Origin of the sequence: Flavonifractor hominis, assembly GCF_040095835.1 — a bacterium.
Taxonomy (GTDB): domain Bacteria; phylum Bacillota; class Clostridia; order Oscillospirales; family Oscillospiraceae; genus Flavonifractor; species Flavonifractor hominis.
The window spans coordinates 1-17,125 of record NZ_JBBMFT010000007.1; the positions used below are offsets into that span (position 1 = coordinate 1).

The window sequence follows — 17,125 nt, forward strand, 5'->3', positions numbered from 1 at the left end:
GAGCAGCTGGCCGTCATGCTCTACCGCTACGCCGGCTCCCCCGCCACGGAGGGCAGCCTGACCGGCTTTGCCGACGCTTCCTCCGTGTCCGCCTGGGCGCAGGACGCTATGGAGTGGGCGGTGGCCGAGGGTATCCTCACCGGCAAGAACGGCTCGGCTCTGGATCCCCAGGGCACTGCCAGCCGCGCCGAGGTAGCCACCATGCTCATGCGCTTTACTCAGAGCGAAAAGAACTAATCTGCATTCTTCCTTTCCTTTTCTTTCTTTTGGGGCAGCCGCTGGAAGTTCCGGCGGCTGCCCCCGTTTTTTGCCTGAAATACATGTGCTCTTGCATTGCAGCGAAAAAATGAATAAAATGAAAGAAAAAGGAGAGGGGGGAAACCATGATCCGTATAACCATGCTGGAGGACGACCCGGTACAGGCGGAGACCCTTTGTCGGTTCCTACACACCTATGAAGCGGACCACGCCGATGTAAATTTCTCCATTCGCCAGTATGAGCGGGGATTTCGGCTACTGGAGGAGTACGACTGTAGCGCGGATATATTGATGCTGGATATCCAGGTGCCCGATATGCTGGGTATGGAAGTAGCCCGACGGGTGCGGCAGATGGATCAGCGGGTGCTTATCGTGTTTGTGACCAGCTTCAGCCGGTATGCCATCGAGGGTTACTCTGTTCATGCCTTTGATTACATGCTCAAGCCCCTCTCCTATGCGCCGTTCTGCGCCAAACTGGATCGGATTGTACGTGTGGTGGCCCACAATGGGACCGGGCCATCCATTCTGCTCAAGACCAAGCAGGGACAGCTGCGCCTGTCCACGGCAGACATTCTCTATGCCGAGGTGGTGGATCACGACGTCTCCATCCATACGGGACGGGACGGAGTGCTCCGGCAATGGGGGTCCCTGGCAAAGCTGGAGGCCCAGTTGGATCCGGAGCAATTTGTGCGCTGTAACTCCTGCTATCTGGTCAATTTGCAGCATGTCACCGAGATCCGGGGAGATCATGCGGTGGTGGAAGGCCAGGAGCTGTCCATCAGCAAGCCCCGGCGGAAAGCCTTTCTGCAGGCCTTTGCCCAGTATAAGGGAGGGAGCCGGTAATGGGATATCTGGTGGTATTGTACTGGTGTGTGCGAACACCAATGCTGTACCTGCAGGCCTATGTTGGCATGTGTGTGTTTGCCGCCGGGGCGCACCGGCGGGCCGGATGGCTCCCCATCCTGCTGCTGGGAGCGGCAGGGTTTCTGCTGACCTGGGGACTGGACAGTTTGATGGGAGTTTACAGGCTCGCTTTGTTGGGGGTCTTCTTGCTGCTGGCGGCGGCGGCCTGGGCGGGCTGGCGGGTATCACTATGGGATGCACTGCTGCTGGCAGGCAACGGATATCTGGCCCAACACATGGGCGGCAGCCTCAAGTCTCTGGTACGGATGATCCCGGCGGTGGATGCCTGGACCTGGGACAATCTGGGGCTGGTGGTAGTGGATGTGGCGTGCTACGGCGGGATGTATCTGGTGCTTTACCTCCTCTTCCGGCCGGACACCGGCCGCGCAGCTCAGCTGGATGACCGCGACAAGGTGTCCTTCTTCCTGCTGACGATTCTGCTTTGCCTGGGCATGTCCCAACTGACCAAAAGTGGGGGAGCGGCGGCCCGCTTTTCCGACGATCTATATGCCATCGGCAGCGGTTCTCTGCTGCTGTTTCTCCAATTTGGTTTGGCCAAGCGCAATGTATTGGCCCATGATGTGGAGGCCATGCGGGAAATTGTGCACCAGCAGCGGGTGCAATATGAGAGCAGCCGGGATAACATTGCGCTGGTCAACGAGAAGTACCATGACCTAAAGCAGATGCTGCGTGCGTTACAGGGCGGCGCGGTGAGCCAGCAGGCTTTGGAAGACCTGGACCGAAGGATCTCCGATTATGACGCGCCGGTACGCACCGGAAACGACATTCTGGATGTGCTGCTCACCGAAAAGCGTATGTTGTGCAAGAAGCAGGGCATCCGCATTACGACCCTGGCTCACGGGGCGGACCTGGCCTTTGTAGAGGATATGGATCTCTATGCGCTGCTCAGCAACGCCCTTACCAACGCCATCGAGGCGGTGAGCCAGCTTCCCCAGGGGGAGGAGCGTTTTATCCACCTGAACTTGACCCGCGAGGGAAATTCGGCGGTCATCCACATCGAAAATCCCTTTTCCGGTTCGCTGGAATGGCGAGACGGTTTGCCCCAGACCCATAAGGACCGTCGTTACCATGGCTTTGGCATGCGCAGCATGGAGCGCATCGCCGAGCAGTATGACGGGGCCCTTTCCGTGACCCAGCGGAACGGATGCTTTTTACTGGACATTTTGTTGTGTGCTCCTGTATCTGGAAGAATTCGATGCCAAACCGGCAATTTGCGCGGTCCCGATTGAAACGGGACCGCGCTTTTTGTTATCTTTGTATACAACAGCGGCGATTACCGCCGTGCAATACAAGAAAAGGGGGAACACCAATGAAAGGACTTGGAAAGAAGCTGGTTGCGTTGGTTTGCACCTGCAGCCTGCTGAGCTCCATTGCCCTTGCCGCAGCTCCGCAGACTGACAGCGACGCTGCTCAGGACCAGGCTTCGGCCGTGAGTGTCTCTGTTGCGCAGGAGACCGGCAGCGTTATGGAGAAGATCAATGACGACTGGAAGTACGCAGAAGATGTAGAGGATGCCTCTGCAGAGGAGTACGACGACGCGTCCTGGCAGGACGTCCAGCTGCCCCACACCTGGAACGCCGAGGACGGCGCTGACGGCGGCAGCTATCGCCGGGGTACCAGCTGGTACCGCAAGAGCCTGGAGTGGAAAGAGGAGTATGCCGGCAAGCAGCTGTTTTTGAGCTTCCTCGGCTCTTCCATGGAGACCGATGTGTATGTCAACGGCGTCCACGCCGGTAACCACAAGGGCGGTTATACCGCGTTCCGTTTTGACATCACTGATCTGGTGGAGGAGGGCGAGCCCATCCAGATCGCGGTGAAGGTCAACAACGAGCGTCAGGATGACATCCTGCCCCTGGGCGGCGACTTCACCGTGTTCGGCGGTATCTACCGGGATGTGTATCTCATCGCCTGTGAGCCGGTGCATCTGGACATGATGGACTACGGTTCCAGCGGCGTTTACCTCACTCCTACGGTGGAGGAGGACGGCACCGGCACCCTGTCCATCCGGGCCAAGCTGGTCAATGAGGAGGACAGCCAGAAGGACGTCACGGTCAGCGTGACCCTGAGCGAGCCCGACGGCTTTACCGGGATTGATGCCATTGAGACCACTCGTTTTGATCCCGAGGAAATGGGCGACGGCTCTGAGGTGGGTACCACTTCTTCTCAGATCACCCTCTCCCCCAACGGTTCCGGCGAGTGGACTGGCTCCATCAAGGTGGAAGATCTGCACCTGTGGAACGGTGTGGAGGACCCCTTCCGCTATGTGGCCGAGCTGACCGTGCAGGTGGATGGCCAGACCATGGATACCTGCACCCAGTACATCGGCTTCCGCACCTTCGAGGTGGACCCGGATAAGGGCTTTATCCTCAACGGCGAGCCCTATGCTCTGCGGGGCGTCAGCCGCCACCAGGATGGCTACGATGTGACCGGCGAGACCTATCTGGGCAGCGCCCTCACCCCCGCCGAGCACGAGCGGGACATGGGCCTGATCTACGAGATGGGTGCCAACTACATCCGCCTGGCCCACTATCCTCAGGATCCCTATTTCTATGAGCTGTGCGACCGCTACGGCATGGTTGTCTGGGCTGAGATTCCCATGGTGGGCGGCGTCACCGAGAGTGAGGCCTTCCAGGAGAATGCCGAGCAGCAGCTCATTGAGCTGATCCGTCAGCAGTACAACCACCCCTCCATCTGCTTCTGGGGCGTGGCCAACGAGATCAGCAGCACCGACTTCGTGGTGGATATGATCAGCGATCTCAATGACCTGGCGCATCAGGAAGACCCCACCCGCCTGACCACCTATGCCGCCGAGCGTAACGGTGTAGGTACCTGGGATACCGACCTGATCTGCTGGAACATCTATCCTGACTGGTACTATGAGGGTACCGTGGAAGGCATGATGAGCGAGCGCCGTGGTGAACTCTCCGGAAACAAGCCGGTGGGTATCTCCGAGTACGGCGCCGGCGCTAACATTAACCAGCATGAGGATCCCCCGCAGTTTTCCATCGGTCAGTCCCGTGGTCAGTGGCACCCCGAGGAATACCAGAGCGTCTGGCATGAGGATGCCCTGCGCGAGATCAAGCAGCTGGATTACCTCTGGGCCACCGCTGTGTGGAACATGTTTGACTTCGGTTCCGACGGCCGTGATGAGGGCGGCCAGAAGGGCGTCAACGACAAGGGCCTGGTGACCATTGACCGCCAGACCAAAAAGGATGCTTTCTACCTCTATAAAGCCAACTGGAACAACTGGGATCCCTTTGTGCACATCAATGCCAGCCGCCTCAACCCCCGTGAGGATGCGGTCATCACTGTCCGTGCTTACTCCAACTGCGACGAGGTCAGCCTGGAGGTCAACGGCCAGTCCTATGGCACCGTTAAGAACGACGGGCTGGGCGTGTTTGAGTGGCCTGATGTGCCCCTGCAGCTGGGCGAGAACACGGTAAAGACCGTGGGCTACAAAGATGGGGATCCGGTGAGCGAGGATACCGTCACCTGGACCCGTCAGGAGGGCTCCACCGCCCGTCTGGCCAGCTCCTCCGACCAGGTCGTAGTGGATAACCCCAACTACACCATCACCCTGCTGGATACCGTGACTGCCGACGAGCTGAACACCATCCTCAGCGGTGTCAACGGCACCACCTGGGGCCTGTATGAGGCCAATCAGACCACCCCTGTGACCGGTTCTACCGAAGTGACCATGGATATGGTCATCAAGGCGGTCTCCCAGAACGGCGAAGACAACCAGGTTTATCGCTTTGCTTCTTCCAACCTGGCAGCCTATAAGGATGTGACAGCCTCCACGCAGCTGGCCGACTACCCCGCCTCCAACGCGGTGGATCTGGACGGCACTACCTTCTGGTCTGCTGACCGCGGCACCAAAGCGGAGTTTGTGGTGGATCTGGGCGAGGTTTACCATCTGAACAACATCACCGTGGAGTGGTACAACACCGGCTCCAATGCCCGTACCTATCGTTACACCGTGGAGGTCAGCGATAACGGAGAGGACTACACCGTAGTGGTTGACCGCAGCAAGAATGACCAGGTGGTGGATACCGACAGCCGTCGCCTGCGCATCAAGGACGAGATGGACCAGGTCACCGGCCGGTATGTGAAGATCAACATCTCCGGCGGTCCCAGCTGGAGCGAGTGCGCCGAGATCAGCGAGATCGTGCTCAATGGCTGGCGCATGAGCTCGGATACCTACCAGATCAATGAGCAGGACCACACCATCCTGGTGCCCCGTCCCCAGCCCGGCGTGGAGCTCACCTGGACCGAGTTTGCCCAGAACCTGAAGGTAGAGGGCACCCACCGCAGCGCAGTGGAGCACAACACCTCGGCCTATTTCGTACTGGACGGCGACCAGTGGATGGTCACCGATTCCGATGGCAACGAGACGCTGTACACCGTCCGCTTTACCGATGAAGTTTTCCAGCCTGCTACTGGAGTAAAGCTGGATGAAGAAAGCGTCTATCTGTACAACAACTACGGACCTTCCAGCGTACAGCTCACCGCCACCGTGGAGCCTGCCGAGGCCAGCCAGCATGTTACCTGGACCAGCTCCGATCCCAGTGTAGCCACGGTCAGCGACACCGGCCTGGTCACTGTGGTGGGCGAGGGCATGACCACCATCACCGCCACCACTGCCGATGGCAACTTCACTGCTGACTGCCTGGTGCAGGTGGGTGTCTACAACACCGGCGACAACTCCGGCGAGAGCGGCAGCTCTACCGGCGGAAGTACCACCGAGCCCGAGCAGCCCGGCGAGACCACTGAGCCTGAGCAGCCCGGTGAGACCACCGAGCCCGAGACGCCCGCCTTCTCCGACGTGCCCGCCACCCACTGGGCCAGCGAGGCTGTGGACTACGTGGTGAGCGAGGGCCTGTTCAACGGCACCTCCGACACCACCTTCTCCCCCGACGCCTCCATGACCCGCGCCATGTTCTTCACCGTCCTGGCCCGCCTGGACGGGGTGGATACCACCGGCGGGGCCACCTGGTATGAGAAGGCCATGACCTGGGCGGTGGCCGAGGGCATCACCGACGGCACCAACCCCGAGGCCACCATCACCCGGGAGCAGCTGGCCGTCATGCTCTACCGCTACGCCGGCTCCCCCGCTACTGAGGGCAGCCTGACCGGCTTTGCCGATGCCTCCTCCGTGTCCGCCTGGGCGCAGGACGCCATGGAGTGGGCGGTGGCCGAGGGCATCCTCACCGGCAAGGACGGCTCCGCTCTGGATCCCCAGGGCACCGCCAGCCGCGCCGAGGTAGCCACCATGCTCATGCGCTTTGTGCAGAGCGCAGAATAATTAATTGTGCGTTTCTTTCCTTCCTTTTCCTTTTTTCCAAAGCGGTCGCCGGAATCTCCGGCGGCCGCTTCTTTTGTCCTTTGAGAGAAGGTTTTGAAAACGCGCCGAGTCCATGGTATACTGTGAACAATGCGGTCGGACAAGGAGGAAACGAGCATGGACGTAAAGCAGGAGGAAGCTCTGCGCTGGCTGAATGAGAACCTTAATTATATTGACTCAGTCACCATCGTGGACAACACTGGGCGTATCATCGCCAAGCAGCGCTTCAATCCGCGCTATACAGATGAAGAGAACCGGGCCCACAACCAGTGGGCGCTGGGGAAAAACCTGCTGGAGCTCTTTCCTTCCCTTCGTCCGGAGGATAGTACACTGCTGCGGGTGTTGAACACCGGGCGGATCGTCTATCTGGAGAACCAGGAGGCATGGAACCTGCAGGGACGGAAAACGGTGTGCAACAATCTGAACTTCCCCATTATTTTTCGAGGACAGATTGTGGGAGCGGTAGAGATCTCCCGGGATATTACCCACATTGAAAACCGCGTGCGCCCTGTACCGGCGGTAAACACGGATCCGCGGCCTAAAAATCAGGCGGCCCGCTATACTCTGGAGGATATCGTTACACAGAATCAGGAAATGCTCCGGCTAAAGCAGACGGTGGGCATGGTAGCCAACAGCTCATCCTCTGTGTTGGTGTGCGGAGAGACGGGGACGGGCAAAGAGCTGGTGGTCTCCGCTCTGCACAATGCCGGCTGGCGCAAGAGCAAACCCTTTGTAGCGGTCAACTGTGCAGCGCTGCCGGAAAGCATTTTGGAGGGCCTGCTCTTTGGCTCCCGTAAAGGTGCGTTTACCGGAGCGGAGAACCGCAAGGGACTGTTTCAGGAGGCGGACGGCGGTACGCTCTATCTGGATGAGATCAACTCCATGCCGCTCAATCTGCAGGCCAAGCTGCTGCGGGTGCTTCAGGAAAAGCAGGTGATGCCCCTGGGCAGCGCCCAGCCTATCGCGGTGGATGTACGGATTGTGGCTTCCTCCAACCGCACGGTAGAGGCACTGCTGGAGCGGGAGGAGCTGCGGCCCGATCTGCTGTACCGGCTCAATACCGTGACGTTGAATGTTCCACCCCTCAACCGCCGCCCGGACGATATTCCGCTGTTGATCGATTATTTCCTGCAAAAATACAGCCGTATTTTGGGACGCCCCGTTCCATGCATGGAAAACAATGCTTTGCTCTTTCTGAGCAATTGCCGCTGGCAGGGCAACGTACGGGAGCTGGAACACGCGATTGAGGCGGCTCTGAATGTCCTGGGAGAGGATGACACAATCTCGTTGGAACATCTGCCTGCCTATCTTACGATGCGGGAACCGCCTGAAGTCCACCGCAGCGAACAGCCGACCGGGTTGTCTTTGACGGAGTCTCTGGAACGATATGAGAAAAAACTCATCGTCCAGGCGATGACCACATGTCATGGACGGATTGTGGATGCTGCCGCCCTGCTGAAGATTCCCCGGACGACCCTGCAGTATAAGCTGGAAAAGTATCACATATCCAAGAAATAACGAATATCCGTCTTTATAGACGGATATTCGTCTTTTTTTGCCAATATGCAACGAAAAATCGTCTTTTTTACCCAAAGGAAACAGTAACCATTCTTCTCCTGAGGGACTTTTTTGATTTAGTATCCCAAATTATCTGCAAAAAACAGATAAATATAAATAAAATGGAGGCAAAAATTTGGCATGCGGTTTGCAAATAATGAGAGATGTCACGGACCTGTTGTGCGAAGAGAGGAAGGTGGTAGCAAGAGCGGGGAGGAACCCATGTCACAGATTTACGGAGAATGGAGAGTGTGAAGGAGGATTCTCATGGAAGAAATCGTAAACTATGGTTGGCTGTCACTGATCCCGGCTATTGTAGCCGTGGTGCTGGCATTTGCTACCCGCAACGTAGTGATGTCGCTGGCCATCAGCCTGTTCCTGGGTATTATGATCCAGGTAGGCGGCAATCCCTGGCTGTCCCTGCAGGACCTGTTCAGTGAGTATTTGTTTGTGGATCTGGCCACGGACAACAATCCTCAGACCATTGTAATGATGATTTCGGTGGGCGGCTTTGTGGCGCTGATTGAAAAATCGGGCGGCGCACGGGCGTTTGCAAAGGCAGTAGCCAACAGCGTCAATAGCAAAGTCAAGGCTCAGTTGGCTGCCTGGGTAGGCGGTCTGGTCATCTTTTTCTCCGATTCGGGCAACAGCCTCATTCTGGGGCCCATGTTCCGCCCCATTTTTGACCGGCTGAAGGTTTCCAGAGCCAAACTCTCTTACATCCTGGACTCCACCTCTTCCCCGGTGTGTATCCTTATTCCTATTACCGGGTGGGGCGTCTATGTTATGAGTATTATCGCCACAGAATATGAGGCGCTGGGCATCAACGGTTCGGACATGGAGACCTTTATGGCCGCCATTCCGTATCAGTTCTATGCGATTCTGGCCCTCTGCCTCATCCCCATTGTGGCGTTTGGAAAGCACGACTTTGCGTTTATGGCCAAGGCTGAAGAGCAGGCTCGGCTGGGCCTGCCTCAAAAGGTGGCCGGCGAGGAGACCATCCTGGTTTCCGAGGACCGGAACGTCTCTCCCTGGAACATGATCCTCCCCCTCATCGTGCTGCTTGGTACCATCCTGATCATGTTCCTGAGCTGGGGCTTCCCCTTCCAGAACATCCCCGGTTCCAAGATCCGTATCGCCCTTACCTCCGGCTACCTGCTGGCCTCCATCGTATGCATGATCATGATCGTAGCCCAGAAGCTCATGAGCTTCAAGGAGACCTTTGATGTATTCATCGGCGGCATGCAGAAGATGACCTCTGTGCTGGTGGTAGTAGTTCTGGCCTGGGGCGTTGGCTCTGTGTGCAAGGATCTGGGTACGTCTCAGTTTATCGTAGATTCCACTCTGGGCGTCATCACCCCCCATGTGGTTCCCGCGCTGCTGTTTGCGGTAGGCGTGGTCATTTCCTTTGCTACCGGTACGTCCTGGGGGTCCATGGCCATTCTGCTGCCCATCGGTATCAATATGGCGGTAGGCTTTGAGGTCTCCATCCCCATGACGGTAGGTGCGATCCTGTCCGGCTGCCTGTTCGGCGACCACTGTTCCCCCATTTCGGACACCACGGTCATGTCTGCCATGGCGGCGGGCAGCGACCTGTTGGAGCACACCCGTACCCAGCTGCCCTATGCCGGCATTGCCGCACTGGCCAGCCTTGTGGGCTATCTGATCCTGGGCTTTACCGGCGCCAATATCTGGATTATGCTGCCTGTGGCCCTGGTGCTGTTGGTGGTGTTCTATCTGCTGTCCTGCAAGTTCTGGGGCGTAAAAAGCACGGAAGCAGAACAGTGACTGGTATGAGATACATCTGAAAAAGAGGAGCGCGATGAAGCTATGACGGAATTGGAACGGGATGCGTACGCCGGTCGGGATATGGTGATACTGGACCGCCACACGGCGGATACCATTGCGGAAGATGAGTTGTCTTTTCCCATGCAGTTGGAGAACCACCGGGCGCACGTGATCATGCTGGCCGAGCAGGGTATCCTGACCCGGGCCGAGGCAGGAAAATTGCTGGCAGCTCTGAAAAAACTTCAGGAGGCTGGACCGGAAACGGTAGGCCGGAGGCCGGGACTGACCGACCTGTTTTCCAACCTGGAGGAGTGGATCATTGAAGAGATCGGGCTGGAAGTGGGAGGCAAGCTTCACACCGGCCGCTCCCGCAATGATATGAACCTGACCATTGAGCGCATGTATACCCGCAAGACGCTGCTGGATATGTGCGAGGCGGTGAGCTTCCTGATGGATACGCTGCTCCGGCAGGCCAGGCTCCACAAGCAGACCGTCATTCCGGGGTATACCCATCACTCCCAGCATGCCCAGCCGGTTACCCTGGGGCACTTCTATCTGTGCGCCTTTGAAAATTTTGAACGGGATATGGAGCGGCTGTTGGCCGCTTATGATCACACCAATCTCAGCCCCATGGGAGGCGCAGCCATTGCCACCACCGGTTTTCCCATCAACCGGGAGCGGGTGGCCCGCCTGCTGGGCTTTGATGGACTGCTGGTCAACTCCATGAACGCTACCTCCAGCCTGGATTTTGCGTATGAGTCGGCTTGTGCCATGTGTATCTTCATCCAAAACGTAGGACGTATGGCGGAGAGCTTGCTGCTGTGGAACATGGGAGAGGTGGGTATTTCCCGACTGGACCTGAAGTATTGTTCCTACAGCACCATCATGCCTCAAAAGCGCAATCCGGTGGCACTGGAGACGCTGCGCTATTCCGGTGAGTGGAGCTATGGGGCGTTGAGCACGATGTTTAATACGATGAAGGCCTATACACCCGGCAATGGACGGGAACCGGGCTTTGTGGTCAGCCTTTATATGGAGATTGCCCAGCGGGTCATTGACAGCGCTTATCTGCTGGAAGGCATCGTGCGCACCCTGGAGGTGGACCAGCAGCGGGCGCTGGAGGTCACCCGGGCGGGCTTCTCCACTATGACTGAGCTGGCCGATGAAATGGTGCGCAGTCTGGGACTGTCCTTCTCGGCGGCCAAGAAATGTGTGGGCAAGCTGGTACAGATTGCCCACGACGAGCACATCCCCTGCCAGGCCATTGACAGCGCATTGGTGCGCCGCGCGGGGCAGGAAGTGCTGGGCATGGATCTGGAAATGCCCGAAGAGCTCATCCGCGGAGCGCTGGATCCGGTGGAAAATGTCAAACGGCGCAACATCGTGGGTGGTCCCAGCCCCGACCGGGTGGAAGAGATGATTACCCGAGGCGAAGCCCGGCTGGAGGAACTTTCCTCCCGTTGGAAGGAACGCCGGGATGCGCTGGAAGCAGCCTCCGCCTTGCTGGACGGTTTGGCCGGCCAGTATGTGGAGGAGGAGTGAGACATGGCAATGATCGAAGGACTGGCACAGTTTATCCAGCACCCTGCCAGCATGGATCGGAAGGTGCGGGAATTATGCATCCGCTCCATTCTGGACACAATGGGAGCCATGGTGTTGGGAAGCCGCACTCCGGTGGTGAACCGGGCACTGAAACTGATGCCATTATCAGGACGGGCCACTGTGGCAGGCGTGGGCCAGGGCTTTGGCGCACGGGACGCAGCCTTTCTCAACGGGGTGAGCGGGCATGAATTGGAGCTGGATGACACCTCCAGTTCCAATCTGGGCCATCCGACGGTGGCTGTACTGCCGACGTTGCTGGCGCTGGGCGAGGAACAGGATTGTTCCGGGGCGGATTTGCTTCAGGCCTTTGCTGTGGCCACGGAAGTAGAATGCAAACTGGGACGGGTGTGTGCCCGTGCTCTGCACGAGCGGGGCTGGCATGCCAGCAGCGTCACCGGCGTGGTTGGTGCGGCGGCAGGCGCGGCCTATCTGTTGGGACTCAACCGAGAGCAGATCGAGAATTGTTTGGGACTGGCGGCCTCTATGGCCAGCGGCGTACGGGAGAATTTCGGTACCGATGCCAAGTCGGTCCATATCGGTAAGGCTGCCGCAGACGGTGTACTGGCTGCCCTGCTGGCACGGGAGGGATATACCGCTTCTCACACCGCGCTGGATGGAAAAGAGGGCTATCTCTACGAGTATACCGGCCAGCGTTTTGCACCTCTGCCGGGAGAGTGGTATCGCGGCTTGGGACAGCCCTATGATATCGCTTCCCCAGGCTTTGCGATCAAGCAGTATCCCTCCTGCAGCAGTACCCACCGGGCAGTGGATGCCTTTGTAGATCTGGACCGGGCCCATCATCTGCAGGCGGAAGACATTGCGGAGATCCGAGTGGAGCTGAGCGCTGCGGCGCTGCGGGAGCTGGTCACGCCCGATCCCAAGACGGGGGATGAGGCCAAGTTCAGCGTAGGGTTCCAAATTGCCCTCTACCTGACCGGGCGGGACAACATGCCAGCCAATTATGCGCCGGCCATCATTTTCCGGCCGGAGATTCAGCACATTATTGGTGTTACCCGGCTGTATCACGCAGAACGCTATGATGGACTGCCTGTCGATATGGGCGTGGGACCGGCCTTTGTATCGGTGACGCTGCGGGATGGCCGTGAGTATCATACCGAGCGGATTTACCCCGTAGGGCACCTGACCGACCCGATTTCCGACCGGGCCCTGGAGGAGAAGTTCCTGCGCTGCACCGCTCCGGTACTGGGAGAAGCCCGTGGCCAGGATCTGTACCGAATGCTGCGGGATCTGGAGTGTACATCCGTGGCCGCGTTGATGCGGCAAACCCTCCCCATTTGATAGAACAAGCCCTGGCTGTATTTTCAGCCAGGGCTTGTTCTATGTAAAGAGATCGTTTATGCCAAGCCGCATTTGCGTGTCCAGCGGCCCCGCCGCCAGCGCAGAGTACACAGAAGCCCCCGCAGGATAAGATCTGCGTCCATAGCCAACCAGACGCCGGCCAGGCCAATGTGCAGCCCGTATACCAGGACCAGGGCCAGGATTACTCGCACACCCCACATGCACACCAGTCCCACTACCATGGGGATGCGCACGTCCAATGCACCACGCAGAGTGCCGGAGAAAATGATGGACAGGGCAAAGAAGGGCTCACAGAAAGCCACGATGCGCAGCATCAGGGCTGCTTGAGCCACTACTTGGGGATCGGAATTAAACAGTCCAGCCAGGACGGGCGCCAGCAGGAACAGGGCCGAGGCGGTACCCACCGAGATGCCAAAGCCCAATTTTCCGGCCAGCGTGCCATAGGCGGCAGCATCCTCGCGTTTTCCTGCGCCCACGGACTGTCCCACGAGCGCGATACCGGCGTAAGAGATGCCGTAGGCGGGCAGATAACACAGCCCTTCCGCTGTAGTGGCGATCTGGTTGGCCGCCAGAGCCACCGTTCCCAGGGAGGCTACCACGGCTGTCATAGCGATCTGGCCCAGATTGATGGTGGCCCGCTCCACGGCTGAGGGCACACCCAGCCGTACTGCCTGGAGGATGATGGAGCGGTCTGGGCGAAAACACTCCCGAAAGTGTACGCGGAAACGCTCCCCCTGACGCATACCGACCAATAACAGTGCGATACCCGAGAAAACCAGAGCGATAGACGAGGCCACAGCGGCTCCTGCCGCCCCCAGGCCGGCTCCGGGGAGCGTCAAGGTGGCCCCCAGCAGATGGGTGGTCCGGGTCGGATAAATCAAAAAGAAATTAAGTATGACGTTGATCAGGTTAGCTCCGGTATTGAAATAGAGCGGGGCCCTGGTGTTGCCCATGCAGCGCAGTATGGCGGAAAAAACATAGCCGCAGGCAGTGAAAGGCATGGCCATGGTGTAGCAGCGCAGATAGGCTGTGGCCTGGGGCAGGACGTCTGGCTCCGCTCCCAGCCAGCCCGGCAGCACTCCGGCCAATAGCTGATAGATCACCAGACCAACGATCCCTACCACAAACGCGGCCAATACCCCCTGGCGGATGACCTGGCGAGCTCTGGTCTCATCCCCTGCGCCGATTGCGTTGGATACCTGTACGGAGTAGCCGATGCCGACCCCGGTCATCAGGCCGTTGCCCAACCAGATGGGAGCCGCATTTACCGAGACGGCAGCGGTACCCGCCGCGCCCAGTACACCCACCATGGCAGTATCGGCGTAGCTGACCATAGTGACCAGTACTTGCTCGATGATGGCGGGCCAGGATAGGTGCCACAGGGTTTTCAGCCGGGTCTGGGAGGCATATGAAGTGTCCATCACACTTCCCTCCTTATTTTATTGAACACTGCCCTCATTATGGCATAGTGGGCTCCGACTGTCAAATCTGAGATAAAAACAACCGGACGTCTCCAACGGGAAGAACGTCCGGTTGCAGGTTATGCGATCTTTTCCAACGCGGTCAGGGTGGCGGTGATGGAGCCATCCTCTGCACTCAACGTACCGGTATAACTGGCTTTCACATGATCGCCGGGGACCAGATCGTCGGTGGAGACGCCGTTGAGGTTAAAGCGGTAAAAGTTTCCGTCATCGTCCACCAGGACCAGGTAGTCCAGGCCGGTATCCACCAGGTTCAGTACTCCTTCAAAGGTGCGGACCGTTTCCTCGGGGCTCTCCACGGGTGCAGAGGGCGAGGAGGCCGGGACGGGTACATTGGGTTTACAGGCGGCCAACGCCAGCATCAGAAATCCAGCCAGCAGAAGCGCTTTTGGTGCGTGTCGGTTCATAGGAAATGCCCCCTTGTCAAAATGTGCAGTCATAATAGCACGGGGCGGAGGGAGAGACAAGCTTTCCATACAGAGCTTTAGGCAATCGTAAGAAAGCCTTAAAAAACAAAAAGAAAAGCAAAAAGGACATCCGTCTGGATGTCCTTTTTGCTTGGTGGAGACGACAGAACTCGAATCTGTGACCCCTTGCGTGTGAAGCAAGTGCTCTACCGGCTGAGCTACGCCTCCATGGTGGTGACCCGTACGGGACTCGAACCCGTGTTACCGCCGTGAAAGGGCGGTGTCTTAACCACTTGACCAACGGGCCAGGTTGCCCAAGCAGGCCTAGAAAAGCGAAAGAGGTTTCCCAAAAGACGGCAAGTGCCGTCTTTTGGGCTGGTAGCGGCACCTGGATTTGAACCGGGGACACTGCGGGTATGAACCGCATGCTCTAGCCAACTGAGCTATGCCGCCAAATCAGCGCCCTCACGAACAGGGCGATATTTAGTATAGCGTAGCCTTCCCCATTTGTCAACCGTTTTTTTCAAAAAATTTTATTTAATCAATTTTATATCCCACGCCCCAGACGGTTTTGATGAAACGGGGATTGCGAGAAGGCTCCCCCATCTTTTCCCGCAGGCGGCGGATGTGAACCATGACCGTGTTATTCCGGTCCAAATATTTTTCGCCCCACACACTCTCGAAAAGACGTTCCGCGGAAATGACCTGGCCACGGTTTTCACAAAGCATCCACAGAATATCAAACTCAATGGGCGTGAGATTCAGCGGTTTATCATACAACCAGCACTCATGGGTAGCGCGGTTGATCACCAGTCCGTTGAAGTCTAGGATATCCCGGCTGTCGGCAGGCTTGTTGGGCTCGTTGTAGCGGGTGTAGCGCCGGAGATGGGCCTTTACCCGGGCGGTGAGTTCGAGAGGATTGAAGGGTTTGGTGATGTAGTCATCCGCACCAATGGTCAGGCCGGTGATTTTATCCATATCATCGACTTTGGCGGTCAGCATGAGTACGGGGAAATGATATTCCTTCCGGATCTCGCTGCACAAGGTAAAGCCGCTGATGTCAGGGAGCATAACGTCCAAAATGGCCAGATCCAGATGTTGACTGTGCACACAGGCTAAGGCCTGCGTACCGGTACTAAACTTAAATACAGTAAAGCCTTCGCTCTTCAGATAGACCTCCACCAGATCAGCAATCTCGGGCTCATCATCTACAATCAGAATATTTGCGTCCATAACGGCTCCCCTTTCAAGGGCATTATAGCCAAATAGGGTCAGATAAGTCAAGGAGTGACCCAAAACGTAAGAAAAAGATAAGAACCTGCCGGATGGAAGGGACATCCGGCAGGTGTTTAAACGCTTAGACGGTGCGATTGAGTTTCTGAATGGACAAGGTAGCTTCCAAGTTGGTCCCGGTTACATCGCTGTTATAGTTAAGGGCGAAGACAGCCGGGGCAGCCGTATACAGCTGAAAGGAGCTGCTGCCATTGGCGGAGGAATTGCTGCTCCCGGTACGGTAGTAAATGCCCAATTGCAGTTGAGGGGAACCACCCAGGGAGGGCGTGATCTGGAGATAGCCGGGAGAGGCCAGAATTACAGATACACTGAAGGAAATTTGATAGTAGCCCGGTTGAAGCAGAATCTTCTGTGGATCGGAGAGCGTGATGTTGTCTGTAGGATCGGTGAGGATTGGGAAAAACGGAAGAGAAGAGTTATTGGGTACGGAACGCTCAGTAGAGAAGAAAGAAGCAAATATGTCGTCTGGGATAGGCCCGGTAGGTCCAGTGGGCCCGGTAGCTCCAGTAGGTCCGGTAGGCCCAGTAGGTCCGGTAGGCCCAGTAGGTCCGGTAGGCCCAGTAGGTCCGGTAGGCCCAGTAGGTCCGGTAGGTCCGGCAGGTCCGGTAGGCCCGGCAGGTCCGGTGGGCCCGGCAGGTCCAGTAGGTCCAGTAGGTCCAGTAGGCCCGGTAGCTCCGGCAGGTCCGGTAGGCCCGGCAGGCCCGGTAGGTCCGGCAGGCCCGGTAGGCCCGGTAGGTCCGGCAGGTCCGGTAGGTCCGGTAGCTCCGGGAGACCCGGTGGGTCCAGTAGGTCCGGTAGCTCCGGTAGCTCCGGCAGGTCCGGTAGGCCCAGTAGGTCCGGTAGCTCCGGTAGCTCCGGTAGCTCCGGCAGGTCCGGTAGGCCCAGTAGGTCCGGTGGGCCCGGCAGGTCCGGCAGGCCCAGTAGGTCCGGTGGGTCCAGTAGGCCCAGTAGGTCCGGTGGGTCCAGTAGGCCCAGTAGGTCCGGTGGGTCCAGTAGGCCCGGTAGGTCCAGTGGGCCCGGTTGGGCCGGGTGGCCACGGAGAGCAGGGGGGCACACAGCCGCAGGGATAGCGGGTATAATGCATGACGGATCACCTCATGGGTCATTCTATGTGAGGGACCATGGGACGGCTAGTGACTTTTGGGAAAAAGG

General features: G+C 58.1%; 12 protein-coding genes and 3 tRNA genes. 8 read left to right on the top strand and 7 right to left on the bottom strand.

The genetic code is table 11. From position 1 onward, the window contains the following. From WMO45_RS10665 to WMO45_RS10700, 8 genes are all read left to right on the top strand, one after another. Window positions 1-237 (top strand): S-layer homology domain-containing protein (locus WMO45_RS10665; protein WP_349140747.1); only part of this gene is annotated, 237 nt, incomplete at its 5' end. A 146-nt stretch (window positions 238-383) separates the two neighbouring features. Next, window positions 384-1,100 (top strand): LytR/AlgR family response regulator transcription factor, encoded by a 717-nt coding sequence (locus WMO45_RS10670; protein WP_349140748.1) that lies wholly within the window; start codon window positions 384-386, stop codon window positions 1,098-1,100. Next, a complete protein-coding gene (locus WMO45_RS10675; protein WP_349140749.1) occupies window positions 1,100-2,410 on the top strand; it encodes a GHKL domain-containing protein in 1,311 nt (436 codons plus the stop codon). Before WMO45_RS10670 ends, WMO45_RS10675 begins: the two co-directional genes overlap by 1 nt. 80 nt (window positions 2,411-2,490) lie before the next feature. Continuing rightward, window positions 2,491-6,486 (top strand): glycoside hydrolase family 2 TIM barrel-domain containing protein, encoded by a 3,996-nt coding sequence (locus WMO45_RS10680; RefSeq protein WP_349140750.1) that lies wholly within the window; start codon window positions 2,491-2,493, stop codon window positions 6,484-6,486. A 156-nt stretch (window positions 6,487-6,642) separates the two neighbouring features. Then, window positions 6,643-8,043, top strand: coding sequence for a sigma-54 interaction domain-containing protein (locus WMO45_RS10685; protein WP_349140751.1), 1,401 nt, complete (start codon window positions 6,643-6,645; stop codon window positions 8,041-8,043). A 306-nt stretch (window positions 8,044-8,349) separates the two neighbouring features. Further along, complete coding sequence (locus WMO45_RS10690; RefSeq protein ID WP_349140752.1) at window positions 8,350-9,870, top strand: Na+/H+ antiporter NhaC family protein; 1,521 nt, start codon at window positions 8,350-8,352, stop codon at window positions 9,868-9,870. Window positions 9,871-9,912: 42 nt separating this feature from the next. After that, the gene (gene argH, locus WMO45_RS10695; RefSeq protein ID WP_349140753.1) at window positions 9,913-11,412 is read left to right on the top strand and encodes an argininosuccinate lyase; all 1,500 of its coding nucleotides are present in this window, start codon (window positions 9,913-9,915) and stop codon (window positions 11,410-11,412) included. 3 nt (window positions 11,413-11,415) lie between these two features. Next, window positions 11,416-12,771, top strand: a complete 1,356-nt coding sequence (locus WMO45_RS10700) for an MmgE/PrpD family protein (protein ID WP_349140754.1) — start codon at window positions 11,416-11,418, stop codon at window positions 12,769-12,771. A gap of 56 nt (window positions 12,772-12,827) precedes the next feature. Here WMO45_RS10700 and WMO45_RS10705 read toward each other — a convergent pair whose 3' ends face one another. From WMO45_RS10705 to WMO45_RS10735, 7 genes are all read right to left on the bottom strand, one after another. After that, window positions 12,828-14,213, bottom strand: coding sequence for an MATE family efflux transporter (locus tag WMO45_RS10705; RefSeq protein WP_349140755.1), 1,386 nt, complete (start codon window positions 14,211-14,213; stop codon window positions 12,828-12,830). A 119-nt stretch (window positions 14,214-14,332) separates the two neighbouring features. Next, entirely contained in the window at window positions 14,333-14,680 is a 348-nt protein-coding gene (locus tag WMO45_RS10710; RefSeq protein ID WP_349140757.1) for a hypothetical protein, read from the bottom strand. A 152-nt stretch (window positions 14,681-14,832) separates the two neighbouring features. After that, window positions 14,833-14,908, bottom strand: a tRNA-Val gene (locus tag WMO45_RS10715). 4 nt (window positions 14,909-14,912) lie between these two features. Then, window positions 14,913-14,987, bottom strand: a tRNA-Glu gene (locus WMO45_RS10720). A 69-nt stretch (window positions 14,988-15,056) separates the two neighbouring features. Then, window positions 15,057-15,133, bottom strand: a tRNA-Met gene (locus WMO45_RS10725). Between the two features lie 84 nt (window positions 15,134-15,217). Further along, complete coding sequence (gene vanR, locus WMO45_RS10730; protein ID WP_349140758.1) at window positions 15,218-15,913, bottom strand: VanR-ABDEGLN family response regulator transcription factor; 696 nt, start codon at window positions 15,911-15,913, stop codon at window positions 15,218-15,220. A gap of 494 nt (window positions 15,914-16,407) precedes the next feature. Beyond that, complete coding sequence (locus WMO45_RS10735) at window positions 16,408-17,067, bottom strand: hypothetical protein (protein WP_349140759.1); 660 nt, start codon at window positions 17,065-17,067, stop codon at window positions 16,408-16,410. Window positions 17,068-17,125: the final 58 nt, after the last annotated feature.

Bases quoted from the DNA above. Each gene is read 5' to 3' on its own strand.
- WMO45_RS10670 (WP_349140748.1), top strand. From the start codon at position 384: ATGATCCGTATAACCATGCTGGAGGACGACCCGGTACAGGCGGAGACC.
- WMO45_RS10675 (WP_349140749.1), top strand. From the start codon at position 1,100: ATGGGATATCTGGTGGTATTGTACTGGTGTGTGCGAACACCAATGCTG.
- WMO45_RS10680 (WP_349140750.1), top strand. From the start codon at position 2,491: ATGAAAGGACTTGGAAAGAAGCTGGTTGCGTTGGTTTGCACCTGCAGC.
- WMO45_RS10685 (WP_349140751.1), top strand. From the start codon at position 6,643: ATGGACGTAAAGCAGGAGGAAGCTCTGCGCTGGCTGAATGAGAACCTT.
- WMO45_RS10690 (WP_349140752.1), top strand. From the start codon at position 8,350: ATGGAAGAAATCGTAAACTATGGTTGGCTGTCACTGATCCCGGCTATT.
- argH (WP_349140753.1), top strand. From the start codon at position 9,913: ATGACGGAATTGGAACGGGATGCGTACGCCGGTCGGGATATGGTGATA.
- WMO45_RS10700 (WP_349140754.1), top strand. From the start codon at position 11,416: ATGGCAATGATCGAAGGACTGGCACAGTTTATCCAGCACCCTGCCAGC.
- WMO45_RS10705 (WP_349140755.1), bottom strand. From the start codon at position 14,213: ATGGACACTTCATATGCCTCCCAGACCCGGCTGAAAACCCTGTGGCAC.
- WMO45_RS10710 (WP_349140757.1), bottom strand. From the start codon at position 14,680: ATGAACCGACACGCACCAAAAGCGCTTCTGCTGGCTGGATTTCTGATG.
- vanR (WP_349140758.1), bottom strand. From the start codon at position 15,913: ATGGACGCAAATATTCTGATTGTAGATGATGAGCCCGAGATTGCTGAT.